This window comes from Curtobacterium sp. PhB170 (assembly GCF_003752345.1).
Classification (GTDB): Bacteria; Actinomycetota; Actinomycetes; order Actinomycetales; family Microbacteriaceae; genus Curtobacterium.
Genome location: NZ_RJUM01000009.1, coordinates 506360 through 531095, shown reverse-complemented (window position 1 = coordinate 531095; position 24736 = coordinate 506360). Strand labels below are relative to the sequence as shown.

General features: G+C 69.0%; 20 protein-coding genes. 11 read left to right on the top strand and 9 right to left on the bottom strand.

Features of this window, described 5'->3' with window-relative positions; all coding sequences use genetic code 11:
* The first annotated feature begins 39 nt into the window (after positions 1–39).
* On the top strand, positions 40–996 hold the full coding sequence (locus EDF40_RS06690) for a phosphotransferase (protein WP_123338678.1): 957 nt from the start codon (positions 40–42) through the stop codon (positions 994–996).
* On the opposite strand, the gene EDF40_RS06685 is transcribed toward EDF40_RS06690, so the two are convergent.
* On the bottom strand, positions 993–1223 hold the full coding sequence (locus EDF40_RS06685; RefSeq protein WP_123338679.1) for a hypothetical protein: 231 nt from the start codon (positions 1221–1223) through the stop codon (positions 993–995). The genes EDF40_RS06690 and EDF40_RS06685 overlap by 4 nt on opposite strands.
* A 42-nt stretch (positions 1224–1265) precedes the next feature.
* Here EDF40_RS06685 and EDF40_RS06680 point away from each other — a divergent pair, with 42 nt between their 5' ends.
* The 4 genes from EDF40_RS06680 to EDF40_RS06665 all read left to right on the top strand — a co-directional run bounded on the left by EDF40_RS06680 (position 1266) and on the right by EDF40_RS06665 (position 7496).
* Positions 1266–1703 carry an NUDIX hydrolase gene (locus EDF40_RS06680; protein WP_123338680.1) on the top strand — a complete coding sequence of 146 codons (438 nt, stop codon included), beginning with the start codon at positions 1266–1268 and terminating at the stop codon, positions 1701–1703.
* Between the two features lie 244 nt (positions 1704–1947).
* Positions 1948–4353, top strand: coding sequence for a hypothetical protein (locus EDF40_RS06675; RefSeq protein WP_148053781.1), 2406 nt, complete (start codon positions 1948–1950; stop codon positions 4351–4353).
* Positions 4354–4358: 5 nt separating this feature from the next.
* On the top strand, positions 4359–4622 hold the full coding sequence (locus EDF40_RS06670; RefSeq protein WP_148053782.1) for a hypothetical protein: 264 nt from the start codon (positions 4359–4361) through the stop codon (positions 4620–4622).
* An 819-nt stretch (positions 4623–5441) separates the two neighbouring features.
* Positions 5442–7496: a transglycosylase domain-containing protein gene (locus tag EDF40_RS06665; RefSeq protein ID WP_260212507.1), complete on the top strand. Its 2055-nt coding sequence runs from the start codon at positions 5442–5444 to the stop codon at positions 7494–7496.
* Positions 7497–7595: 99 nt separating this feature from the next.
* Here the strand turns inward: EDF40_RS06665 and EDF40_RS06660 are convergent, their stop codons facing one another.
* The 4 genes from EDF40_RS06660 to EDF40_RS06645 are packed head-to-tail and all read right to left on the bottom strand — an operon-like array spanning position 7596 to position 11636.
* Positions 7596–8606 (bottom strand): ABC transporter substrate-binding protein, encoded by a 1011-nt coding sequence (locus EDF40_RS06660; protein ID WP_148053783.1) that lies wholly within the window; start codon positions 8604–8606, stop codon positions 7596–7598.
* Between the two features lie 11 nt (positions 8607–8617).
* Positions 8618–9487 carry an ABC transporter ATP-binding protein gene (locus tag EDF40_RS06655; protein ID WP_123338685.1) on the bottom strand — a complete coding sequence of 290 codons (870 nt, stop codon included), beginning with the start codon at positions 9485–9487 and terminating at the stop codon, positions 8618–8620.
* A complete protein-coding gene (locus tag EDF40_RS06650; protein ID WP_260212508.1) occupies positions 9484–10560 on the bottom strand; it encodes an iron ABC transporter permease in 1077 nt (358 codons plus the stop codon). Before EDF40_RS06650 ends, EDF40_RS06655 begins: the two co-directional genes overlap by 4 nt.
* Positions 10557–11636 carry an iron ABC transporter permease gene (locus EDF40_RS06645; protein ID WP_260212509.1) on the bottom strand — a complete coding sequence of 360 codons (1080 nt, stop codon included), beginning with the start codon at positions 11634–11636 and terminating at the stop codon, positions 10557–10559. Before EDF40_RS06645 ends, EDF40_RS06650 begins: the two co-directional genes overlap by 4 nt.
* A 28-nt stretch (positions 11637–11664) precedes the next feature.
* Between EDF40_RS06645 and EDF40_RS06640 the strand changes: the two genes are divergently transcribed.
* Positions 11665–12504, top strand: a complete 840-nt coding sequence (locus EDF40_RS06640; protein WP_123338687.1) for a siderophore-interacting protein — start codon at positions 11665–11667, stop codon at positions 12502–12504.
* A 177-nt stretch (positions 12505–12681) separates the two neighbouring features.
* Here the strand turns inward: EDF40_RS06640 and EDF40_RS06635 are convergent, their stop codons facing one another.
* The 3 genes from EDF40_RS06635 to EDF40_RS06625 all read right to left on the bottom strand — a co-directional run bounded on the left by EDF40_RS06635 (position 12682) and on the right by EDF40_RS06625 (position 16000).
* Positions 12682–13596 carry a carbohydrate ABC transporter permease gene (locus EDF40_RS06635; RefSeq protein WP_111086243.1) on the bottom strand — a complete coding sequence of 305 codons (915 nt, stop codon included), beginning with the start codon at positions 13594–13596 and terminating at the stop codon, positions 12682–12684.
* Position 13597: 1 nt separating this feature from the next.
* Positions 13598–14569, bottom strand: coding sequence for a carbohydrate ABC transporter permease (locus tag EDF40_RS06630; protein ID WP_111086244.1), 972 nt, complete (start codon positions 14567–14569; stop codon positions 13598–13600).
* 75 nt (positions 14570–14644) lie between these two features.
* On the bottom strand, positions 14645–16000 hold the full coding sequence (locus tag EDF40_RS06625) for an extracellular solute-binding protein (protein ID WP_111086245.1): 1356 nt from the start codon (positions 15998–16000) through the stop codon (positions 14645–14647).
* Between the two features lie 263 nt (positions 16001–16263).
* On the opposite strand from EDF40_RS06625, the gene EDF40_RS06620 reads away from it, so the two are divergent.
* Positions 16264–17769, top strand: a complete 1506-nt coding sequence (locus EDF40_RS06620; RefSeq protein WP_123338688.1) for an alpha-N-arabinofuranosidase — start codon at positions 16264–16266, stop codon at positions 17767–17769.
* A 439-nt stretch (positions 17770–18208) separates the two neighbouring features.
* Here EDF40_RS06620 and EDF40_RS06615 read toward each other — a convergent pair whose 3' ends face one another.
* Positions 18209–19243: a LacI family DNA-binding transcriptional regulator gene (locus EDF40_RS06615; protein WP_123339025.1), complete on the bottom strand. Its 1035-nt coding sequence runs from the start codon at positions 19241–19243 to the stop codon at positions 18209–18211.
* Between the two features lie 192 nt (positions 19244–19435).
* Here EDF40_RS06615 and EDF40_RS06610 point away from each other — a divergent pair, with 192 nt between their 5' ends.
* The 4 genes from EDF40_RS06610 to EDF40_RS06595 all read left to right on the top strand — a co-directional run bounded on the left by EDF40_RS06610 (position 19436) and on the right by EDF40_RS06595 (position 24703).
* Positions 19436–20383, top strand: a complete 948-nt coding sequence (locus EDF40_RS06610; RefSeq protein WP_111086247.1) for a carbohydrate ABC transporter permease — start codon at positions 19436–19438, stop codon at positions 20381–20383.
* Positions 20380–21369 (top strand): carbohydrate ABC transporter permease, encoded by a 990-nt coding sequence (locus EDF40_RS06605; protein ID WP_207906668.1) that lies wholly within the window; start codon positions 20380–20382, stop codon positions 21367–21369. The genes EDF40_RS06610 and EDF40_RS06605 overlap by 4 nt, the downstream gene beginning before the upstream one ends.
* Positions 21370–21468: 99 nt before the next feature.
* On the top strand, positions 21469–22803 hold the full coding sequence (locus EDF40_RS06600) for a sugar ABC transporter substrate-binding protein (RefSeq protein ID WP_173169216.1): 1335 nt from the start codon (positions 21469–21471) through the stop codon (positions 22801–22803).
* A 70-nt stretch (positions 22804–22873) separates the two neighbouring features.
* Positions 22874–24703, top strand: coding sequence for a beta-galactosidase family protein (locus EDF40_RS06595; protein ID WP_123338689.1), 1830 nt, complete (start codon positions 22874–22876; stop codon positions 24701–24703).
* Positions 24704–24736: the final 33 nt, after the last annotated feature.

Here is a 24736-nt window from a genome sequence, read left to right as displayed (position 1 = left end):
CCGGTACCGGATGGTAGCGCGACCTGCGAGGGTGGAGCGATGACCCTCGAGATGCTCTGGGAACGAGCCGATCCAGCCCAGGTGCTGCGGAGCCGCTTCGGGTTCACGGACGTCGACGCTGTTGAGGACTGGGTCATCCGGACGCTCGACCGGTGGTGGAACGTGCACGTCGTCGCGTGCGAGCGCATCGTGATGAGTGACCACAACGCACTCGCCTGGGTCTCGACCGCTGGCGGCCGGATGCTCCTGAAGTGGTCGATCGCGCCGGATGGGTTCGAGCGCTTGGCGTTCGCGGCGGACCTCACGACGTGGCTGGCGGAGCGCGGCCTGCCCGTTTCCGCCCCGGTGCCGACGCCCGACGGACGGGTACAGGTCGAGGACGACGGAGTCTCGATGGGGCTCCAGCACGTCATCAGCGGAACCCTGCTGGACGTCCGTGAACCGGCACAGGTCCACGCGGCCGGTGCGACGCTGGCCCGCTTCCACGACGCCCTGCGCGACAGCCCCGATCGGGCGCGCGCAGCCGGTGTGCGCCCGCCGCCGACCCCACTCACGCAGCAGATCGTGGGTTGGCTGAACGGCGCGCCGGGGCAGGTGTCGGACCGTGCCCGGGTGGCGCTGCGACGGTTGCTGACGGCCGCGCCGTCCGACGACCTGCCGGTCCAGATCGTGCACGGGGACTACCGGGCGGCGAACGTCCTGTGCGCTGACGCGGACGTCGTCGCCGTCATCGACTTCGAGGACCTGCGGCTCGACCACCGCATCGTCGAGCTGGCACGCTCGGCCGTCCTGCTCGGGACGCTCTTCCACGACTGGGGGCCGGTCCCCGAAGCCGTCCATCGGCAGCTGCTCGACGGCTACCGCTCGGTGAGCGCGCTCACTGCCGACGAGCTTGTGTGGTGGGACGTCCTGGTGCTCTGGAACACGATGCTGTTCGTCCCGCTGGGGGATGACCCCACCGGGTGGGGTGCTGCTGCCGAGGCGCTCGTCGGTTAGCGGCCGAAGCGCTTCGCCGCCCGGGCGACGGCCACGAGCGCGGCGACCCCGAGTGCGATCCCGGCGGTACCGACAACCATGCCGCCCATGTACATGAACCCCGCGGCGAAGTTCACGCCAGTGCCGTCCGGGGTGAGGATCGTCCAGAGGGAACCACCGGCGGTGAGCAGGAAGCCCAGACCGAGGAAGACGATCGCGAGGGTGACGATCGAGCGGAAGTCGCGCATGGTCCGAACCTACCGACCCCGCACCGGTGGCAGAGTGGCGTGATGGGGAGCATCCGGAACATCGCGGTCGGGCTGCCGGTCAAGGACGGCCACGTGCTGCTGTCCGAGTCGTTCGACAGCGTGCGGGACCTCCGCTTCCACCGTGCAGTCGGCGGCGGCATCGAGTTCGGCGAGACCGCGGTCCAGGCGCTCCGTCGCGAGTTCCGCGAGGAGCTCGACGTCGCCCTTGACGAGGTCCGGCTGCTCGGTGTTCTCGAGAACCTGTTCGAGTACGAGGGGCAGCCCGGACACGAGTACGTCCACGTGTTCGCCGTCCGGTCAGCCGATCTGGACGAAGTGCCGATCGACGCCGAACTCGTGGTGCTGGACGAGGGCAGCCCGGTGCGCTGGGTACCCGTCGACACGGACGTCCCGGTGTTCCCGGACGGCGTGCTCGATCTGCTCGCGGACACTCACCCGATGGACTCCTCGGTCAGCTGATGCGGCTAGGTCGGCGCCTGACGCCGCCCTGCACCAGGACTCACCCGGAAGCTGCCTCTCGCGATCGAAGATCACGTGGGCATAACCCTTGTCTGAGCATCCATTAAGACCGATCCGGAACGACCCGCTCTGACCGGGGCTTTTGCGTTCTACCCCCGTACGGGGGCCGGGTACAGACACTCAGCTTCCTCATATGCTGCGGACGCTGACAGCAGCCCGTGCTGTCCATCACGTAGGGGGTTTCGTGCGCACATTGCTGCACGCTCCGCGTCCGAGGAAGCGCAGCATCGCTGCTGCCACCCTCGGCGCGCTCGCACTTGTCGGATCACTACTCGTCGCCACACCGGCGCAGGCCATCAACGACACCGGCACCGGTGGCGTGTTCGTGCCTGCATCCGGCCGTGTCCTGGACACCAAGGCTGGTACCGGTGGGTTCAGCACGCCGATGGAGGCCGGCAAGTACCGGACCATCAAGATCGCCGGCGTCGCCGGGATCCCCGACGACGGCACCGTGGGTGCCGTGTCGTTGAACGCGACCGTCAGTGGCAACCCGTCGGCGGGCACGCTGTTCGGCCGGCCGGATGCGGACACGTCACGCACGACGATGTTGATCTACAACGCCAACACCGGGGAGTACGTCTCCAACACCGCGATCGTCGCCGTGAGCGCGGCTGGCACCATCCAGGTCTCGACCGAGACGGCTTCGCGGTTGATCCTCGACGTGCAGGGTTACTACACCGCCAACACGGACGGCCTGACCGCCGGTGGGTTCGTCCCCGTCGCGGGCAAGCGCATCGTCGACACCCGTTCCGGTCTCGGCGCCCCGAAGGCGCTCTTGGCGCCGGGGAAGAGCGTCGACATCCAGGTCACCGGCGCCAACGGCGTCCCGGCCAGCGCGTCCGGCGCGGTCGTGAACCTCCTGCCGATCAACTCCACGGCCTCCGACGGCTACCTCACCCCGTACGCGACCGGGACCACCCGTCCCGACAACGCGTTGCACTACGCCCCGTCGGTGAACACCTCGATCCAGGCGCAGGTGCAGCTGTCCTCGAGCGGGAAGATGACGATCTACAACGGCTCGTCGACCATCAACCTCGTCATCGACCTGCAGGGGTACTTCACCGCCGGCGGCACCACTGGCGCGACCTTCACTCCCGGTGTTGGTCGGGTCTTCGACTCCCGCGCGACGGGGAACACGATCCTCGCGAAGAACGAGACCCGCGCAATTTCGGTCGCCGGCCAGGCCGGTGTCCCGGTCATGGGCTCCGGCATCACCGCGGTCGTCCTCACGCTGAGCGTCGTGCACGGCGGCAGTGATGGTCGCGCCTCCGTCTGGGCCAATGGGACCACGCAGCCGGACACGACCTCGATCAACTTCCAGACCGACGAGATCCGCACCAACACCGTCACCGTCGCCCTCGGCGCGAACGGCAAAATCAACCTCAACAACGTCGCCGAGGCAACGAACTACGTCATCGACGTGCAGGGCTGGTACAGCACGCCGAACGTACCGATCATGAGCTGCCCGGCGCCCTACGCCGCCGACGCGACGGTCGCAACGATTCCGGCGAACGACGTCAAGTGCACGGCTAAGGTGGCCGCGGCTGCCAGCTCGGATCAGGTACTCGCGGTCTCCATCGACGGTGGGGCCGCGGTTAACACGGCTGCTGCTTCCACCGCTGCGACCATGGCAGCCGCGACCGTTCCTGCCACCGCAGGTGCGCACACCATCGACGCAGCCCTTCTTGCAGGTGATGGCACAGTCCTGAACACCAGCACCTACAGCTTCTTCCTCGGCGGTGCTTGGGACAACGCGGTGCTGGATCCGTCGACGGCATCCGGAGCCGAGGTGTACGACGAGGGATATTTGCAGGTCAGCCCGCACGGCGAGGCGTTCCCGTCCGACGTGCAGCAGCGCCTCACTATCTCGTCGTCCGCGGATCCCGACGCTGCACCGCTGTACCAGTCTGGTTGGGACACCGATGCGTCGCCCATCCCCGCAGGACTCCTCGTCGACGGCCAGACCTACTTCTGGCACTCCGACGTCACTGGTACGACCAACGCAACCGGGGCCACGATCACCCGGACCAGTCCGATGTACTCCTTCATTGCGTCTCCCGACAAGGTCGACTCCGCCTGTGCAAGCGCGCTGTACGGGCTCGCACAAGAGCAGTCTGCTGTTCCGACCGCGCAGGAATACATCGACAACTGCACTGTGACATCGGACTCGGAAAGCCCGACATACCTGTCGTCCGACGAGTCCTCCACGCAGTCCACCGTGAAGACGCAGATGAAAGCCGCCGGCACCGTTCGCACGAAGACGCTGTGGAGTGGCGCGCCGGGCGGGTCGTACTACATTGAGCACCGCGCCAAGTTCTTCTACGACGGTGCAAATGCGTGGTCGACCACCAAGATGCGGGGCAAGGTCGGCTGGCACCAGTGCGGGAAGAACGGCAGCTGGGTTGTCTGGCCGGCAAGCACGAAGGTCACCGCGTGCGGCGACTACCGCACCAAGGGCAACGACTACTCCTACATGTCCTGGAGCTTTAACATCGGCTACAAGGGCAAGGGCATCACGACCAACCACACCATCCACATCCACGTGCGACCCAGCGGGGAAGCGCTCTACGGGAACGGAATCACCGGATGACCCAGATGAGCTCGACGCCGAAGCGTCGACCTCGGTTCGCGGCAGGGACGACGTCGAAGATCGCCTTCGTGGTCATCCTCCTGCTCACCATCGCGAGCAGCGGCCTGCTCTTCGCACCGACAATCGTGTCGGCAACGGCTCTGCTGACAACGTTCCGCAAGCACGGGTGGATTCGATGGGCCTGCCTCGGGCTCGGCATCCTGCTGACCGTCTACCAACTGATCACACTGTTCGTCACGCCGCCGGTTCTCGGCGGCGAGGTCCACTAACTCGACCATCCACTGCCCCTGACTTGTCCGTCCTCACGGCGAGTCAGGGGCAGTTGCCTTTTCAACGAAGGCACGACACCGACGTCACTCCCACAGCCGCCGGACACTGTCCGAGACCGTCGTTGTCGCAAGGGGACCCGCCGGTACTCATGGCCAAACTCGGCCTAATGGACGGTTCGTGGCGCGGCCGCATTCGTCTGTGCGCTGTCGTACATCCCTACGGTTGCGAGACGTCGCGTCGGTAGCACGGCCGCGGCCTTCCGACTCGCGAAATCCGGGGGTGCGGCGGTTCTCACAACCATGTCTCGCAAGTGTCTTCGGTGATGGGTTCACCATGGTGGCTTGCGAGACGAGCGTGGCGACGCACGGCTGATCTGGCTCGCCTGAGCTTCCAGCAGTGGGACACGGCTCGGCGAGCGAGATACGTGACCGCCACAGGCGCGCGCCGCGACGAACGATGTCTCGATCGGAGTGCGCCGGAGCTCGTGTTTCCCGTACGGCATTCGGGCTCTCGTCCGGAGCTCGGCGGACATCCGCCCGACCGCCAGTCGCGCGCGACTCTGCAGCTGGTCACGAGGAATGGTCGCGGGATTCCCAGCGGCGAGACGCGCAGAGGCGGGCACTCTCGGAGTCGACCGTCATCGTCCTGGAGGCCGAGATCGCCCCCGCGGACGTCACGATCCCGTCACGACGGGCGCATTCCCAGCGGACACGGCGGTGTTCCGCGGCGAAGTCCCGGCGACCGCCCGAGATCGGCTGGGACGCTCCCGAACTACTGCACCAGATCGGTGCGTAATGCTCCACAGGGGAACCAGATCGATGACGATGAGACGTGCAGGGGGAGCCGCGCTCGGCTTCGTGGGCGGCAGTGTGCTCGCCGGGTTGATGATCGGGGTCGGCGTGACGCCGATGATCGCGGTCGCCGGGGTGAGCACGACGTCGGCGATCGGGGTGTTCGAGGCGCTGCCGGAGCACATCGAGATCGGGGACCTGCCGCAGCGCAACCAGGTCTGGGCGTACCGCGGCGGCGAACCGGTGCACCTGGCGAACGTGTGGGCGCAGGACCGGCAGGAGCTGTCCTTCGACCAGATCAGCGACCAGCTCAAGCACGCTGCGGTCGACGGCGAGGACAAGCGGTTCTACGAGACCGGTGGTGTGGACGCGACGTCGATGGTCCGCTCCTTGGTGAGCGTCGCCGCGTCGCAGGGGGAGGGCGGTTCGGGTGGATCGACGCTCACGATGCAGCTCGTGCGCAACATCAAGATCCAGCGGGCGAGCGAGCTGCCGACGCTCGCGGAGCAGAAGGCCGGCTACAAGGAGGCGACGAAGCGGTCGCCCCAGCGGAAGCTCGCCGAGATGAAGCTCGCGATCGGCCTGGCGAAGAAGTACACCAAGGAGCAGATCCTGACGGCGTACCTGAACATCGCCTACTTCGGCGACCAGACCTACGGCGTGCAGTCGGCCGCGCAGCACTACTACGGCAAGTCCGCCACCGACCTGACCCCGGCCGAGGCGGCATCGCTCATCGCGATCGTGCAGTGGCCGGAGCGCCGCGACCTGTCCACGCCGGAGCACTACCGCGACAACGCCGCACGGCGGAACGTGATCCTCCGTTCGATGCGCGAGCAGGGGCACCTGACGACCGACGAGTACCGCACGGCACGGCTGTCTCAGGTGGCTGATTACGTGCGCATCACCGCGCCGCAGCAGGGGTGCGAGGCCGTCGAGACCGGGGCGGAGTTCTTCTGCGACTACGCCAAGCGCGTCGCAGCGCGGCTGCCGCAGCTCGGTGCGACGAAGCAGCAGCGCGCGGACGCCTGGCGCACGGGTGGGTACCGCATCCAGACGACGCTCGATCTCGACCTGAACGCGAAGCAGAAGGAACTGCTCGACCGGTACGACCCGAAGACCGAGACCCGGCTGGCGCTGGGCGCGACGCTGAACACCGTCGAGGCGGGCACCGGCCGGGTGCTCACGATGGCGCAGAACACCGACTACGACCGGTCGGAGCAAGCCCCACCGACCGCGACGTCCCTGAACTACGCCGTCGACCAGGCCGACGGAGATTCGACGGGCTTCCAGACCGGCTCGACCTACAAGATGTTCACGCTGCTGGCGTGGCTCGAAGCCGGCCGCAGCCCGGACGCGGTCGTGAACGGCACCCCGCACCCGCAGAGCACGTGGACGGCGTGCGGCGAGCAGACGACGGCCTTCTGGCAGCCGAAGAACGACTCGCCGGGCCAGAAGGGGCCGTACTCGGTGCGCTCCGCCACGGCCCAGTCCGTGAATGCCGCGTACCAGTCGATCGCGGCGCAGCTCGACCTGTGCGACATCCGCGACGTCGCGAAGCGCCTCGGTGTTCACCTGGCCGCCGGCGGCGAGCTGCCGTGGAACCCCGCGTCGCTGCTCGGCACCGAGAGCATCGCGCCGCTGACGATGGCAGCGGCCTACGCGGGCATCGCGAACGGCGGTCGGTACTGCGCGCCGGTCGTCATCGACCAGGTCACCGCCCCGGACGGCACGGAGCTCGGCGGTCAGTCGCGCACCTGCTCGCAGGCCGTCTCGCCGCAGACCGCGGCGACCGCGTTCGAGGTCATGCAGGGCGCGTTCCGGGGCGGGACCGCGAGCGGCGGCCAGACCCCGGACGGCGCGACACTCTTCGGCAAGACCGGGACGGCCGACGCCGCCGACCAGGTCTGGCTGATCGGCGGGACGTCCCGCGCGGTGACCGCCTACTGGCAGGGCAACACCGACGGCGGAAAACACAATCTGCGGTACTACTCGAACGGTCAGGGCGGCACCTACGCGGGCTCCCGCGCAGCGGTCTGGCGCGATGCGCAGACCGCGGTGAACGCCGCCTTGCCAGTGGGCTGACGACACCAGGCGGGGCACGTGCACGAGAACGCACCACTGATGGACGGGAGGCCCGTTGCCAGCTGGCAACGGGCCTCCCGTCTGATCGTCGGTTGCGTTCTAGGACAGCTTCTTGCTGTCCTCGAGCCAGCCCGCGAGCTCCGTCATGTAGCCGGCCTGCGAGGCGTAGTCGAGCGCCGGGAAGGTGAAGCTGTGCACCTGGCCGGCCTCGAGCGCCGCGTTGTCAGCGAAGGTCGGCTGCTTCTCGAGGTCCGCGACCTGGTAGCCCTGCTGCGACAGCAGCAGGACGTCGGCCTTGATCTGCCCCGCGTTCTCCCACGAGTAGATGCCCCAGTAGAAGCCCTTCGGCTTCGGGTTCACGAAGTCGACGCCGAACGACGAGTACATCTGCAGCAGCGGCTCGTCGGTCGGGCGGGTGACGTAGGCGCCGTCACCGTCGGCGTACATGGAGACGACCGACAGGTCCTGCTCCTTCGCGACCTTCTCGAGCTCGTCGCCGGCGGTGTCGAAGCGCTTCTCAGCGGCCTCGATCGTCGACTCCTTCGCACCGAGGGACTCGCTCAGGTCGGCGATCTTCTCGATGACGTCCTCGCCCTTGCCGCCCCACTTGACCTGGACGACCGGCGCGATGGCCTCGATCTGCTTCTCCTGCTCGTTGTCCTTGAAGCCGTAGCCGGGCTGCGTGTCGTCGAGCGTGCCCTTCTCGTCGGTCGGGTAGACCGAGGTCACGACGAGGTCGGGCTTCAGCGCGGCGAGCTTCTCGAGGTCGATGTCGCCGTAGGCGGTGCCGAGCTGCGTGATGCCGTCGGTGTCCAGGTCGTCGAACCGGGCGTCCTTCGCCATGGTCAGCTGGCCGAAGGTGCCGACCGGCTTCAGGCCGTACTCGATGAACGAGATCGCGATGTCGTTCAGCACGACGACGCGCTTCGGCGTGTGGTCGACCTTGACGGTCGTGCCGGTGGCGTCCTCGTAGGACCAGGCCTTCGACGCCGCGGTGTCACCGTCGGAGTCGTTCGAGTCGGTGCTCGAGCAGCCGGCGAGGAGGAGGGCCGAGACGGCCACGGAGGTCAGGAGAGTGGCTCGGAGGGAGCCGCGTCGGGAGAGCTTCACGTTAGGAGAGGCTAACCTAAGTGCGCGGCCCCCGCCAGTTCGACGTCCGGTTCGGCATGCGGCGCCGGGTCGTGCTCGTCGGCCTCGGGCACGATCATCGGGGCCCCGGTCACGGGGTCCGGGAACACGCGCGCGTGCAGCCCGAAGGCGTGCTCGAGCAACGCGGGGGTCAGTACCTCGTGCGGTGCGCCGTCGGCAGCGACGCCGCCGTCGTGCAGGACGACGAGCCGGTCGGAGAACCGGGCCGCGAGCGACAGGTCGTGCAGGACCATCACGATGGTGGAGTCCTGCTCGCGGTTGAGGCGGCGCACCAGGCGCAGGACCTCGAGCTGGTGTGCGAGGTCCAGGTAGGTCGTCGGTTCGTCGAGCAGCAACGTGTCGGCCTGCTGCGCCACCACCAGGGCGATCCACGCACGCTGTCGCTGGCCACCCGACAGGCTCGCGACGTCGCGGTGGGCGACGTCGGTCAGCCCGGTCGCTGCGATGGCCTGCTCCGCCACGTCGGCGTCGTCCGCGGTCCACGGCTTCGCCCACGACTGGTGCGGGTTGCGGCCGCGCATCACCAGGTCGAGCACGCTCGTGCCGGCGGGCGCGACGGGGGACTGCGGCAGGATCGCGAGCTTCCGCGCGACCTGGCGGTTCGGTTCCTTGCGGATCGGGGCGCCGTCGAGCAGGACCTCGCCGGACTGCGGCTTCAGCACTCGCCCGAAGGCCTTGAGCAGGGTCGACTTGCCGCAACCGTTCGCGCCGAGGAACGTCGTCACGGTGCCGCGCTCGATGCGCAGGTCGAGGTCGGTCAGCACGGGGTGCCGGTCGTAGCCGACGGACAGGCCGCGGGCTTCGAGGACCGGGGTGGACGGGGGTGTCGACGGGGGAGTCATCGGGACATCTCCTTGCGGTGACGGATGAGGAGCCAGATCAGGTACGGGGCGCCGATCACGGTGGTGATGATGCCGACGGGCACCTGCCACGGGAACGCCGATCGGGACAGCAGGTCCGCCGCGAGGACCAGCGCGGCGCCGAGCAGTCCGGCGAGCAGCAGTGGTGGCCGGTTCGTCCCGGCGAGCCGGAGTCCGACCTGCGGCACCACGAACGCGACGAAGCCGACCGGTCCCGCAGCGGCGACGGCGGCGGCGGTGAGCACGACGGCCAGGGCGATCACGAGCAGGCGGTGCCGCTGGACCGCGAGCCCCACCCCGGTCGCGACCTCGTCACCGAGCTGTCCGATGCCGAGCGCCGCACTCGTCGCCAGGGCGATCGGCACCGCGACCGCGGCGACGATGAGGAGCGGCCAGACGCTCGACCACGAGGTGCTCGACAGGCTGCCGACGAGCCACTGCGATGCCGCGGTGGCGATGGTGATCTTGGCGCGGACGAGCAGGTAGCTCGTCACGGCGTCGAGGGTCGCGCTCACGCCGATGCCGACCAGGATGAGTCGGTAGCTCTGCACCCCGCCGCGCCAGCCGAGCCCGTACACGACGGCGGCGGCGACGAGCGCGCCGATCGTCGCGGCCACCGGGATCCCGCCGCTGAGCACGATCGAGGACACCGAGTACGTGCCCCCACCGAGCACGATGGCCGCCACGGCGCCGACGCTCGCGCCCGACGTCACGCCGATGATGTCCGGGGTGCCCAGGGGGTTCCGCGTGAACGTCTGGGTCAGTGCGCCGGCGATGCCGAGGGTCAGCCCGACGAGCGCGCCGGTGAGGACACGGGGGAGCCGCAGTGTGGTGATGATGAAGCCGTCCGGGCCGGTCTCCAGCCCGACCAGGGAGCGGAGCACGATGCCCGGGGCGATCCAGGTCGAGCCGATCGCGACACCGAGGACGACGAGCACCAGGACCAGACCGAGCGAGGCCACCGTGTACCAGAACACCCGCGGGCGCCAGGCGAGGCCGATCGGACCGATGCGGACCCCGGTCCGGCCGGGCGCACGGACCGCTGCGCCCGTCACAGGGACACCAGCGATCGGCGACGGGCGACGGCGACGAAGACGGGGCCGCCGATGACGGCCAGGACGATGCCGACCTCGACCTCCGAGAACCCGCCGATCAGGCGTCCGACGACGTCGGCGAGCAGCACGAGCGCCGCTCCGACGAGCCCGGAGACCGGCAGGGTCCACCGGTGCCCGGTACCGACGAGGGCTCGGGCGACGTGCGGCACGGTCAGGCCGACGAAGCCGATCGGGCCAGCGGCGGCGGTCGCACCGGCTGCGAGCAACGTGATGGCCCCGAGCCCGACGAGCCGCGCGACGAGCACGTTCTCGCCCAGGCCCTTGGCCAGGTCCGAGCCGAGCCCGAGTGCATCGAGTGCCCGGACGTTCAGGACCGCGAGCACCAGCCCGGCGACGAGGAACGGCCACACCGCGCCGAGGATGTCGAGCTGCCGTGCAGCGAGGGAACCGACGACCCACAGCCGGTACGCGTCGAGCGAGTCCTGGTCGGTCAGGACGACGAACGAGGTCAGCGCGCCCAACAGGGCCGAGACGGCGGCGCCCGCGAGTGCGAGGGGGACCGGGCTGGCCGTCCCGCTGCCCGCGATGGTCACCGAGAACACGACGACGCTCGCGACCAGCGCGCCGCCGAGGGCGAACCACACCGTCGCGCCGGTGCTCGTGACCCCGAACACGTAGACGCCGAGGACGACGGCGAGCCCGGCACCCGACGAGACCCCGAACAGTCCGGGGTCGGCGAGCGGGTTGCGGGTGTGCCCCTGCATCAGGAGCCCCGCGATCCCCAGGGCCGCACCGACCGCGGCACCGATGAGCGTGCGCGGGACCCGGGAGCCCCAGACGATCGCCTCGTCGGTGGTCGAGCCGGTCCGGAACAGGCCGTCGAGCACCCGGTCGACGCCGATCCGGTTGCTGCCGAGGAGCATGCTCGCGACCGCCACCAGGACCAGCACGACGACCAGTCCGGCGATCACCAGGACGCGGCGACGGACGGCGGTGCGGTGGACACCGAGGGCTGCTGACGCATCGGCGGTGCGGGCCTCCGAGACGGAAGCCAGGGCGGGGGAGGGGGCTGGCACGGAGAACATCTTAGGTTAGCCTTGCCTCATGGCGAAGACTCCGCGGCTCCTGCCCGAGAATCCCCGGCTCTTCCGTGCCCGAGTCCTGCGGACCGAGCGCACGACGCCGTCGATGCAGCGCGTCACCGTCACCGGCGACGACCTGCACGAGTTCCCGTTCCTCGGCTTCGACCACTGGTTCCGCCTGTTCACCGGGCGTCCGGACCAGGACGCGTTCCGGATGCCGGACCTCGACGGCAAGAAGTGGTGGCCGACGTTCCTGGCCATCCCCGAGGACGTCCGCCCGCACTGCGCGAACTACACCGTCGCCGCGTTCCGCCCGATGCCCGACGGCACCGCCGAGATGGACATCGACTTCGTCGTGCACACCGACGACGCCGGCGAGCCCGAGGGCCGTGCCGCGATCTGGGCCTGCGGTGCCCGCCCCGGCGACCAGCTGGCGATGCTCGACCAGGGCTGCATCTTCGACTGCCCGGACGACACCAGCGAGATCGTGATCGCGGCCGAGGAGACCGGGCTGCCCGGCGTGCTCGGCATCGCCGCGTCACTGCCCCGGAACGCCGTCGGCCGCATCATCCAAGAGGTCCCCACCGCCGGCGACGTCCGCGAGATCGACGCACCGGCCGGGGTCACGGTCACGTGGATCGTCCGCGACGAGGTCGACCACCACGCCGTCCCGGGCCGCGCGGCGCTCGCCGAACTGCAGCGGCACGTGCCCGTCGACGACCGGGGCTACGCCTTCGTGGTCGGCGAGTCGACCCTCGCCACCGAGGGCCGCCGGCACCTGCACCGTGCGGGTCTGCCGAAGGCGCGCATCACGTTCTCCGGTTTCTGGAAGCACGAGGCCAAGGAGTCCGTCTCCGCCTGAGCGGTGCACGTTCCTTCCCATGGCATGTGCGATGCCTGGCGTTATCGGGCGTACCGTCACGGAACTTCTCACCAGGTACGCCCGTTTCCGCCAGGTACGCCTGGGACGCGACCAGCACGACGGACGGGAGGCCCGGTGCCAGCTGGCACCGGGCCTCCCGTCCGTCGTGGGGTGGCGTCAGCCCTTGAGGCCGGAACCCGTCACGCCCTCCACGATCTGCCGCTGGAAGATCAGGTAGAGGATGATCAGCGGCAACGCCGCCAGGATCGCTCCGGCCTGGATGTCCGCGTAGCGCTGACCGAAGCTGCCCTGGACCGTGGCGAGCCCGACCGGGATCGTCATGAGGTCCGGGTTCGACAGCACGAACAGCGGCAGCAGCAGGTTGTTCCAGACACCGACGAAGGTCAGGATCGTCACCGCGGCGATCACCGGACGCGACAGCGGCAGGATGACCGACCAGTAGATCTTCCAGATGTTGGCACCGTCGATGCGTGCCGCTTCCTCCAGCTCCTTCGGGATCCCGTCGAAGAACTGCTTGAAGATGAACACCGCGATCACGGCGGGCACCTGCGGGAAGATGACCGACCAGTAGGTGTTCAGCAGGCCGACGGCGTTGAGCTCCTGGAAGATCGGGATGATCAGGACCTGCGTCGGGATCATGATGCCGAGGATGATGAGCAGGAACGCGATGTTCCGACCGCGGAACACCAGGCGGGACAGCGCGAACGCCGCCATCGAGGCGAACATGACCGTCAGGACGGCCGTGATGACGCTCGTGATGGCGCTGGCGAGGTACCAGTTCCAGATGTCGCCGGCCTGGAACAGCGACGCGTACGAGTGCAGCGTCGGGTTCCAGTTCGACAGGATCGAGTTCGCGCCGAGGGCGGCGACGCCGTTGTCGGACAGCGACGTCTTCAGGGCGAACAGGCTGGGGATGAGCCAGATGATCGCGAAGACGATCAGGATGATCCCGGCGACCAGGTTGAAGCCCTTGCCGGAGACGCCGATCTTGGCGGCGTTCGCGGGGGCGGCGGCCGAGACGCCGGTGCGGAGCTTGGCGCGGCCGGTGGTGATGCTCTCGGTGGCGGTCATGTCAGGCCCCGATCTCTCGCTTGGCGGCAGCGCGCTCGACGAGCTGCCGGATGACCGCGATCGCGACGATCACGATGAACAGGAGCACCGACGCTGCCGAGGCGGCACCGAGTCGGTTGTCGGTGAAGCCGACGCCCGTGATGAGCTGCAGCGAGACCTGGGTGGAGATGCCCGGTCCGCCGTTCGTCATCAGGTACACCTGGTCGAAGATCTTCAGGCTCGCGATGATCTGCAACAGGATGACCAGCGTCGTGGTGCGGCCGAGCAGCGGCAGCGTGATCGACTTGATCTGCTGCCAGTTCGACGCACCGTCGACGGCGGCCGCTTCGTACAGTTCGCGCGGGATCTCCTGCAGGCCAGCCAGGTAGAGCACGAAGTTGAAGCCGAGGGTCCACCAGACGGTGGCGATCGCGACACCGATCATCGCGGTGTTCGGGCTGGACAGCATGCCGGAGCCCGGGGTGAGGCCGATGGCCGACTGCATGCTCGCCCACAGGCCGGTCGCCGGCGTGAAGATGAACACCCAGATGAGCGAGATCGTCGCCGACGGCAGGATGAACGGCAGGAAGAACGCCAGTCGGAAGAACCACTGGCCGCGGTTCATCCGGTTCGTCAGCACGGCGAACACGAACGCCAGGATGACGAGCGGCGGCGTCGTGTAGAGCGTGAACTGCAGCGTGTGCCAGAGCGACGACCAGAAGTCGGAGCGTCCGAGCATCTCCGCGTAGTTCGCGAACCCGGCGAAGCTGCCGAGGCCTGTGCGGACGGTCGAGGTGTTGAAGAAGCTCGAGACGATCATCCAGACCGTCGGGCCGAGCAGGAACGCCGCGTAGAACAGGCCGAACGGGGCGAGGAAGAGCCAGCCGCTGCGGCCCTGGCCACGGGTGAGGCTGGTGCCGTAGGTGCGGTTCCGGCGCGGACGCGACGCGGTGGCCGCATCCGTGGGCCGGTCGAGGACAGGTGCTGTGGTCACGTCATCGTGCCTTTCGCGCGGTGTTCACGGCGTTCACATGCCGGGCAGGTGCATGCCCGGTGGTCGCGTGCCCGGTCACAGGGGGCTCGGGGTGTTCAGGTAGGTCGCGAGCTGCGACTTGATGGCACTGAGCGCCTGTGCGGGCGACGAGCTGCCCTGCTGCACGAGGGCCAGCTGGGCGCCGACGGTGCCCTCGAAGGTCGAGCCGGAGCCGCCGTACCAGGCGGGGTCGTCGAACACGGCGGTCTCGGCTGCGGCCGCGTAGTTCGACTGGGGCTTGAGCTCCTTGTAGGCGCTGCTGTCGAAGGTCGGGATGTAGGCGGGGACGTGCCCGCCCTCGGCCCAGGTCAGGCTCTGCTCGAGCATCTGCTTGATGAAGAGCATGTGCTGCTTGCGCTGCTCCGGCGTGCGGTCCTTCTTCGGCAGCACGAACGTGTGCGAGTCCGCCTGCGTCGCGGGCTTGTCGTACAGCTGCGGGATCGGGGCCATGCCGAACTTCAGTCCCTTGATGGACTGCGCCGTGCTGATCTCCCACTCGCCCTGCATGAAGAAGCCGGCCTTGCCGTCGAACATCAGGGACTGCGCCGTGGCGTAGTCGAGCGCCTTGTTCATCCAGCCCTGCTTGACCCACTTCTGGGTGCGGCTGGTGACCTCGTTGTAGGCGTCCTCGTTGACCGTGAGCTTCGCGCCGCCGTCGCTGATGAAGGGGGTCGCGTCGTTGATCTGGTTGTACATCGTCCAGAAGAAGCGCCACGGGGTGGCGGTCTCCGGCACGACGTTGGCGACGTTGAGCGCGGTGCCGCCGGTGACCTTCGCGACCGCGGCGAGGGCACTCTCGAACGTGTCCATGCCGGACAGGTCCTTGAGGTTGCCGTCGCTGTCGAGCAGGCCCGCCTTCTTGCACACGTCAACGTTGTAGAAGAGCACGAAGGGGTGGGTGTCGAGCGGGATCGCGATGTTGTTGCCGTCGGTCTTCTGCGCCGTCCAGGCCTTCTGGTTGAAGTCGGCGGCGCTGAGGCCGACGCTCGCCAGGTCCTCGGACGTGATCGGGTCGAGCAGGTCGCCGTCCCACAGCGGCTTCGCCCGGGTCAGGTGGGCGACCGCGACGTCCGGCGGCTTGTTCCCGACGGTGGCCAGTGTCAGCTTCGAGTAGTACGGGTTGCCCCACGCGAACGTGGTGGCCTGCAGCGAGCTCGATCCGCCGTGCTGCTTCGCGTAGCCGTCCTCCATCGCCTGCATGCGGAGGCCGTCACCGCCGCCGAAGAGGTTCCAGAAGACGAGCGTCTCGGGGTTGAGGGCACTGCCGGCCAGGCCGGCTGCGATCGGGCTCGAGCACGCGGCGAGCGGCAGGACCGTCGCGGCCGCCGCTCCTGCGGCGAGGAAGCCGCGGCGCGAGAGGCGCGACGCGGGTGTTGCTGGGCGGTTCGGCATGGCATCACTCCATCGGGATGGGCCGGGCTCGGGAGCAGGGTCGGTGCTCCCGTCGGAGCGGTGGGTCGGTGCTCCGTGAGCGCTCACATTAGCGCTCGCGAAGATCATCCGCCACCCCTTTCGCGTCGCCGTGGAACCCGGTAGCGTTTCTGTCAGGTGAGCGCTCACTTTCGTGACGGTCCGCTTCGCTACCCCTGGCGCCGGACCGAGCACGCGCACCGCACGACCCGCAGTACCCGCTCTCGCACGATCGAAGGAGATCCATGCCCCGCACACACCTCGTTCTCGACGCCGCGTTCACCGTGGGGCCGGTGCGACGTCGCCTGTTCGGCGGGTTCGTCGAGCACCTCGGCCGCCACGTCTACGACGGCATCCACGAGCCCGCGCACGAGACCGCCGACGAGCACGGCTTCCGCAAGGACGTCGTCGAGCTCGTCAAGGAACTCGGCGTCTCCGCCATCCGCTACCCCGGCGGCAACTTCGTCTCCGGCTACAAGTGGGAGGACGGCGTCGGCCCCGTCGAGCAGCGCCCGAAGCGCCTCGACCTGGCCTGGCACTCGACCGAGACCAACGAGGTCGGCCTGCACGAGTTCCAGCACTGGCTCGACCAGGTCGGTTCGGAGCTCATGCTCGCCGTGAACCTCGGCACACGTGGCACCGCCGAGGCGATCGAGCTGCTCGAGTACGCGAACATCGACGCCGGCACCGCACTGTCCGAGTACCGCAAGTCCAACGGTCGCCAGGAGCCCTTCGCCATCAAGATGTGGTGCCTCGGCAACGAGATGGACGGCCCGTGGCAGCTCGGCCACAAGAACGCCGACGACTACGGCAAGCTCGCCGCCATGACCGCGAAGGCCATGCGCCAGATCCAGCCCGACCTCGAGCTGGTCGCCTGCGGTTCGTCCGGAGCGTCGATGCCGACGTTCGGCGAGTGGGAGCGCACCGTCCTCGAGCACACCTACGACGACGTGGACTACATCTCGGCGCACGCCTACTACGAAGAGGGCGACGACCTGCCGTCGTTCCTCGCCGCTGGCGTCAACATGGACCACTTCATCAAGACGGTCACCACCGCCGCCGACCACGTGCAGGCGCAGAAGAAGTCCGACAAGCGCATCGACATCTCGTTCGACGAGTGGAACGTCTGGTCGATCACGAAGTGGAACGAGCAGCAGAAGACCTTCGGACCGCAGGACTGGCCGGTCGCCCCGCGCCTGCTCGAGGACGTCTACACCGTCGCCGACGCCGTCGTCGTGGGTGGACTGCTCATCTCGCTGCTCCGCCACGCGGACCGTGTCGCCTCGGCCTCGCTCGCGCAGCTCGTCAACGTCATCGGCCCGATCATGACCGAGCCCGGCGGCCCGGCCTGGCGCCAGACGACGTTCTTCCCGTTCTCGGTGACGTCGCGCCTGGCGAACGGCACGTCGCTGCAGATCAAGGCCTCGGGTGACACTGTCGACGGCGGCAAGTACGGCGAGGTGCCGGTCGTGGACTCGGCCGCCACCGTGACCGAGGACGGCAAGGCAGCGGTCTTCCTGATCAACCGCCACCCGTCCGAGTCGACCACCGTCACGATCGACCTCGCGGGCCTGGCAGCCTCGGGCGACGTCCGTGCCGAGGGCGTCTGGGACGACGACATCCACGCCGTGAACGACCTTTCGTCCACCGAGCGCGTCGGGCTCCGCACGAACGAGACGGTGAGCCGCGACGGCGACACCATCACGATCGAGCTGCCGCCCGTGTCCTGGACCGCCGTGTCGATCGGCTGAGACGCCTCGGCGTTCGCTGCGGCGGGCGTCGAGTGAGCACAGAGGACGTCGGGCGCTCGCGCCCGACGTCCTCTGCTCGTTCCCGCGGGGCGCGGGGCGCGTGTCGCGTGTCGCGTGTCGCGTGTCGGTCTGGTCCGGTCCGGTCCGGTCCGCGAAAGCGACAGCCTCCCGGCATGCTGCGGCGTCCGGACCGCGAAAGCGACAGATCTCCGCAAATGGTTGGCGGCACACTGTCGCTTTCGCGGGTGTGCCCCGGGCGGCGGACGGGAGGCCCGTGGCGGGCTGGCACCGTGCCTCCCGTCCGCCTGTTGGTCGCGAAAGCGACAGATGTGCGGCCGGCTGCGCCGTCGGGTCCGCGAAAGCGACAGTTCTCCGCGGAAGGTTGGCGGCACAGTGTCGCTTTCGCGAACCGGGGCGAACCGCGGCAGCGCGCAGCGCGTCAGCGCGCGGCAGGCGGCGGCGCCGTGCTCGCCCGCTCCACCAGGCGCACGGGCACCAGGTCGGGGGCGGAAGACACGGACTCGCCGTCGATCTGGGCGAGCAGGTTCGCGACGGCTCGGCGCCCGACCTCGTCGAAGGACTGGTGCACGGTGGTGAGCGGCGGCCAGAAGGAGTCGGACTCGGGGGAGTCGTCGAACCCCACCACGCTGAGCGACGACGGCACGGACCGCCCGAACTCGTGCGCGGCGCGGAGCACCCCGAGCGCGGTCTGGTCGTTGGCGGCGAACACGGCGGTGATGTCCGGGCGTGCGGCGATGGTGAGGCCGGCGCGGTAGCCGGAGTCGGTGCTCCACCCGCCGTGGAACACCGGCGGGACGTGCCGCCCGGCGCGCTCGAGGGTGTCCTGCCACGCGGCCAACCGGCGTGCGGCGGAGTACGACGAGGTCGGTCCGGCGACGTGCCAGACGGTCTCGTGGCCGAGGTCGAGCAGGTGCTGGGTGGCCTGGCGCGCGCCGTCGGTCTGGTCGGTGTCGATCGCCGGGTGGTCGGTGCTGCCGGTGGAGTCGATGATGACCATGGGCACGCCGTCGGGCAGCACGACCTCGGCCGTGTCGATGATGTGCGACTCGATGATGATGACGACGCCGTCGACGGCCTGTTCGTGCAAACGGGAGAACGCGGAGCGCACGCCTTCTTCGGTGCGCGAGGCCATCGGCAGCAGCGTGATCGTGAAGTCCGCCGCACCGGCGGCGTCGGCGATCGCCTCGAGCGTGCGCATGTTGCCGAAGGACGCGAGCGTGAACATGATCACGCCGATGGTGCGGAAGCGCCCCGATCGCAGGGCCCGTGCGGCACGGTTCGGCCGGTAGCCCAGGGTGTCCATCGCGCGCTGCACGCGGTCGCGGGTGTCCGGGCTGACGTTGTCGAACCCGCGGGCGACGCGCGAGACGGTCTGCATCGAGACCCCGGCGGCGTCGGCGACGGCGGCCATCGAGGGGGAGCGGCGGGTGCCGGCGGGGGACTCGGTCGTCATCGGCTCGAGCTCCTTCCGTTGCGGGATCACGCAGTCTGCGTTCCCGGACGCTAGCGCATGTTGACGTTGCCATGCTATCGTCCTGACGTTCGATGTTGACGTCAACATCTGCGACCGCCAGAGCGCCCGTCACCGGGCCCGGGTCGCGGCAGACGACACCGGACACCCGAACGCAGCAGACGAAGGAGTCACATGAGCACGCTCGCAGCGCGGCCCGGCGAGGCAGCCGCAGCGCAGCCGGCAGCCCCCCGCCCGGCAGGTCGCCGGACCAAGGCGCGGGGGCGCTACACCGGTTGGCTGTTCGTCGGCCCCTTCGTGGTCGTCCTGATCGCCATGCTCATCGTCCCGATCGGCTACGCCCTCTGGCTCAGCCTGTTCCGCGACCAGCTCATCGGCGGCAACCAGTTCGTCTGGTTCGCCAACTACGTCCAGCTCTTCCAGGACGCCAAGTTCTGGTCCGGCTTCGGTCGGGTCGCGATCTTCCTGGTCGTCCAGGTGCCGATCATGCTCGGGCTCGCACTCGTGGCCGCCCTCGCGCTCGACAGCGCACGGCTCTGGGGCACGAGCTTCTTCCGCATCGCGGTGTTCCTGCCCTACGCCGTGCCCGGTGTCGTCGCGGCCCTGATCTGGGGCTTCATCTACGGCAACCAGTTCGGCCTGACGGGTGCGGCGAACGACGCGCTCGGCATCGACCTGCTGCAGCCGTTCAGCCCCAGCTGGGTGCTGACCTCCATCGGCAACGTGGTCACGTGGGAGTTCCTCGGCTACAACATGCTGATCTTCTACGCCGCACTCCGCACGGTGCCCGGTGAGCTGTACGAGGCCGCCGAGCTCGACGGCGCCGGCCCCCTGCGCACGGTCTTCTCGATCAAGCTCCCGGCCCTGCGCGGCCCGATGGTCATCGCCACGATCTTCTCGATCATCGGCAGCTTCCAGCTCTTCAACGAGCCGAACCTGCTGAAGACCCTGGCCCCGAACGTCATCGGCAGCGCCTTCACCCCGAACATGTACGCCTACTCGCTGTCCTTCAGCGGCCAGCAGTTCAACTACTCCGCCACCGTCGCGATCGTGATGGGCGTGATCACCGCGGTGATCGCCTACGTCGTCCAGGTCCGCGGAACCCGCCAGGAGAACCGATGAGCACCATCCAGCACCCCGCGACCGGCGCCGCCGGGCCGGCCACGGTCACCGAGGCGACCACGACGCAGCGCGACCCGCGCACCCGCTCGACCCGGGCCTCCAGGAAGGCCGAGCGGAAGGCCGAGCAGCACGTCGACGGACGCAAGCCGAAGCGTTCCGGCCTGCTGACCGCGGTCATGGTCGTCTTCGTCGTCTACTCGTTCGCGCCGCTGTTCTACCTGCTCGTGAACAGCACGAAGACGCAGGCGTCGCTGCTCTCCACGTTCGGGCTCTGGTTCGGCGGGGACTTCAACCTCTGGCAGAACATCGTCGACACCGTCACGTACAACGACGGCATCTTCCTGCAGTGGTTCGGCAACACGTTGCTCTACGTGGTCGTCGGTGCCGGTGGCGCCACCCTGCTCGCGACCGTCGCCGGCTACGGCATGGCGAAGTTCCAGTTCCCCGGACGCCGGGCGGTGTTCGCCATCGTGCTCGGTGCCATCGCGGTCCCCGGCACGGCCCTGGCGGTCCCGACCTTCCTGCTCTTCTCGCAGGTCGGCCTGACCAACACCCCGTGGTCGATCATCCTGCCGTCGCTCATCAGCCCGTTCGGCATGTACCTGATCTGGACCTACGCAGTCGACGCGATCCCCGCCGAGCTCCTCGAGGCCGCCCGCATGGACGGCGCCGGCGAGTTCCGGATCTTCTTCACCATCGCGCTCCGCCTCCTCGCTCCCGGTGTCGTCACCGTCCTGCTCTTCGCGGTCGTCGCCACCTGGAACAACTACTTCCTGCCGCTCATCATGCTGAGCGACCCGAAGTGGTACCCCCTGACGGTCGGCCTGAACCAGTGGAACGCCCAGGCCACCGGGTCCGGCGCGCAGCCGATCTACAACCTCGTCGTCACGGGATCGCTCCTCACGATCATCCCGATCGTGGTCGCGTTCCTCTTCCTCCAGCGCTTCTGGCAGTCCGGCCTCGCGGCCGGGTCCGTCAAGGCCTGATCCGTCGGACGGGAGGCCCGTGGCGACCCCGCCCCGCGCCCTCCGGTCCGGAACACAGCAGCACTACCCCCTCTCCACGAAGAAGTGAAAGGCACCCCCATGAACAAGCGTCTCCGGCGCGGGCTCAGCGCCCTTGCCATCGGCGTCACCGCCACGATCGCCCTCGCCGCCTGCGCGACCGGCGGCTCGTCGTCCGGTGGCTCGTCCGACGACATCACCAAGGCGTTGAAGGACGGTGGCACCCTGACCTACTGGTCGTGGACCCCCTCCGCCAAGGCCCAGGTCGCCGCGTTCGAGAAGCAGTACCCCAAGGTGAAGGTCAAGCTCGTCAACGCCGGCACCGGCGCCGACCAGTACACCAAGCTGCAGAACACCGTGAAGGCCGGCTCGGGCGCCCCCGACGTCGCCCAGGTCGAGTACTTCGCGCTGCCGCAGTTCGCCCTGTCCGACTCGCTGCTCGACCTGTCCGGCTACGGCTTCGACTCGCTCGAGGACAAGTTCGCGAAGAGCACCTGGAGCTCGGTCTCGATCGACGACAAGGTCTACGGCCTGCCGCAGGACTCCGGCCCCATGGCGCTGTTCTACAACAAGACGGTCTTCGACAAGCACGACATCGCCGTGCCGAAGACGTGGGACGAGTACGTCGCTGCCGCGAAGAAGCTGCACGAGGCCGACCCGAACGCGTACATCGCGGCCGACTCCGGCGACGCCGGGTTCACCACGAGCATGATCGCCCAGGCCGGCGGCACCCCCTTCACCACCGACGGTGACAAGGTGACCATCAACCTGCAGGACGAGGGCTCGAAGAAGTGGACGAGCACCTGGAACGAGCTCGTCGAGCAGGGCCTGCTGTCGAAGACCGTCGGCTGGACCGACGACTGGTACAAGCAGCTCGGCAACGGTGAGATCGCCACGATGATCACCGGCGCCTGGATGCCCGGCAACCTGGAGTCCGGCGTCGCCCAGGCCTCGGGTGACTGGCGCGTCGCTCCGATGCCGACCTACGACGGCGGCACCGCCCAGACCGCGAACAACGGTGGCAGCGCCGAGGTCGTCATGAAGCAGTCGAAGAACCCGGCCCTCGCCGCGGGCTTCCTGAAGTGGCTGAACTCGTCCAAGGAGTCGACCGGCGTCTTCATGAAGTCCGGTGGGTTCCCCTCGACGACCGCTGACCTCGACTCGTCGGCCTTCCTCGACGAGAAGCCGTCCTACTTCGGTGGGCAGCAGATCAACAAGGTGCTCGTCGACGCGTCGAAGTCCTCGGACAACGACTTCACCTACCTGCCGTACCAGGTGTACGCGAACAGCGTCTACGCCGACACCGTCGGTCAGGCGTACGAGAACGGCACCTCGCTCGACGCCGGCCTCGAGGCCTGGCAGAAGGCCCTCGCCAAGTACGGCAAGGACCAGGGCTTCACGGTCTCGACCAAGTAGCACCGGCACCAACTCCCCGGGGTCGTGCGGACATCGTCCGCACGACCCCGCTGTCTGAAAGAGTCATCTCATGCGATTCGCCATCGGCGACACCGACTTCCTGCTCGACGGCGAGCCGCACCGCGTGCTGTCCGGTGCGATCCACTACTTCCGCGTGCACCCCGACCTGTGGGCTGACCGGATCCGCAAGGCGAAGCTGATGGGCCTCAACACCATCGAGACCTACGTCGCCTGGAACGCGCACGCGCCGTCGCCCGACGTCTTCGACCTGACCGGCGGGCTCGACCTCGGCCGGTTCCTCGACCTGGTCGCTGCCGAGGGGATGCACGCCATCGTCCGCCCCGGCCCCTACATCTGCGCCGAGTGGACCAACGGCGGTCTGCCGTACTGGTTGTTCGCGGACGGCTCCGTGGGCGTCCGGCGCAACGAGTCCGGGTTCCTCGCGGCGGTCCAGACGTACCTGCAGCAGCTGGCCCCCGTGCTGGTCCCGCGGCAGATCGACCAGGGCGGGCCCATCGTCCTGGTGCAGGTCGAGAACGAGTACGGCGCCTACGGCTCCGACCCCGAGTACCTGCGTGCACTCGAGCAGATGCACCGCGACATCGGGCTGACCGTCCCGTTCACGAGCGTCGACCAGCCGATGGGCACGATGCTCGAGGACGGTTCGCTGCCGTCGCTGCACAAGACCGGCTCGTTCGGCTCGCGGTCCGCCGCGCGCCTCGAGCGGCTCCGCCAGGCTCAGCCCACCGGCCCCCTGATGTGCTCCGAGTTCTGGGACGGCTGGTTCGACAGCTGGGGCGAGCACCACCACACCACCTCGGCCGCGGACAGCGCCGCGGACCTCGACGTCCTGCTCGCCGCCGGTGGCTCGGTCAACATCTACATGTTCCACGGTGGCACGAACTTCGGCTTCACGAACGGCGCCAACGACAAGGGCGTGTACCGACCGATCGCGACGTCGTACGACTACGACGCGCCGCTCGACGAGGCCGGTCGGCCGACCTCGAAGTTCCACGCCTTCCGCGCGGTCATCGAGCGCTACGCGCCCGTCCCGCCGCTGCCGGCGTCGATGGAGCCGGGTGGGTCGGGTCGACTCGCGTCCGATGCGGCGGACGGAGTCGGCCTGGAGGCCCGGATCACCCCCGCCACGGACCTCGCCGTCCGCCTCGACCGCGTCGCGTTGCTCCGCTCCCTGCTGCCCACGCTCACGACGTGGTCGGCGCACGACGAGCCGCCGACGTTCGACGCCCTCGGTGCGGCCAGCGGCTTCGTGCTGTACCGGGCCGAGGTCGACCTGCCCACCGGCGGAGTGCTGACCATCGGGGAAGAGGTCCGCGACCGCGCGATCGTGTCGGTCGACGGCGTCGTCGTCGGCGTCCTGGAGCGCGAGCACCACGACCGCGCCGTCGTCCTGCCGCCGGTGACCGGCACGCTCGAACTGCTCGTCGAGGACCAGGGCCGGGTCGACTACGGCATCCGCATCGGCGAACCGAAGGGCCTGATCGGCGGGGTCGCCGTCGACGGTGTCCCGCTGTCGCGCTGGACCGCGGCACCGTTGGCGCTCGACCCGATCGCACCGTCCGCCCTCGATGCGCTGTCGGCTGTGGAACCGACCGACGGCGAGGTGCTCGCCGGGCCGACCTTCGCCGCAGGGTCGTTCGACCTCGACGCGGTGGACGACCGCTACCTGGCGCTCGACGGCTTCCGCAAGGGTGTCGCGTGGGTGAACGGGTTCTGCCTCGGCCGGTACTGGTCGCGCGGCCCGCAGCAGACCCTGGCGATCCCCGGCCCGGTCCTGCGCCAGGGCCGGAACGACCTCGTCGTCCTCGAGCTGCACGCGTCGGCGTCCCGCACGGCCCACCTGCTCCTCGAGCCGAGCCTGGGCCACACCGAGGGCTGACGAGGCTCGCCGCGTACCTGGTCGAATCGGGCG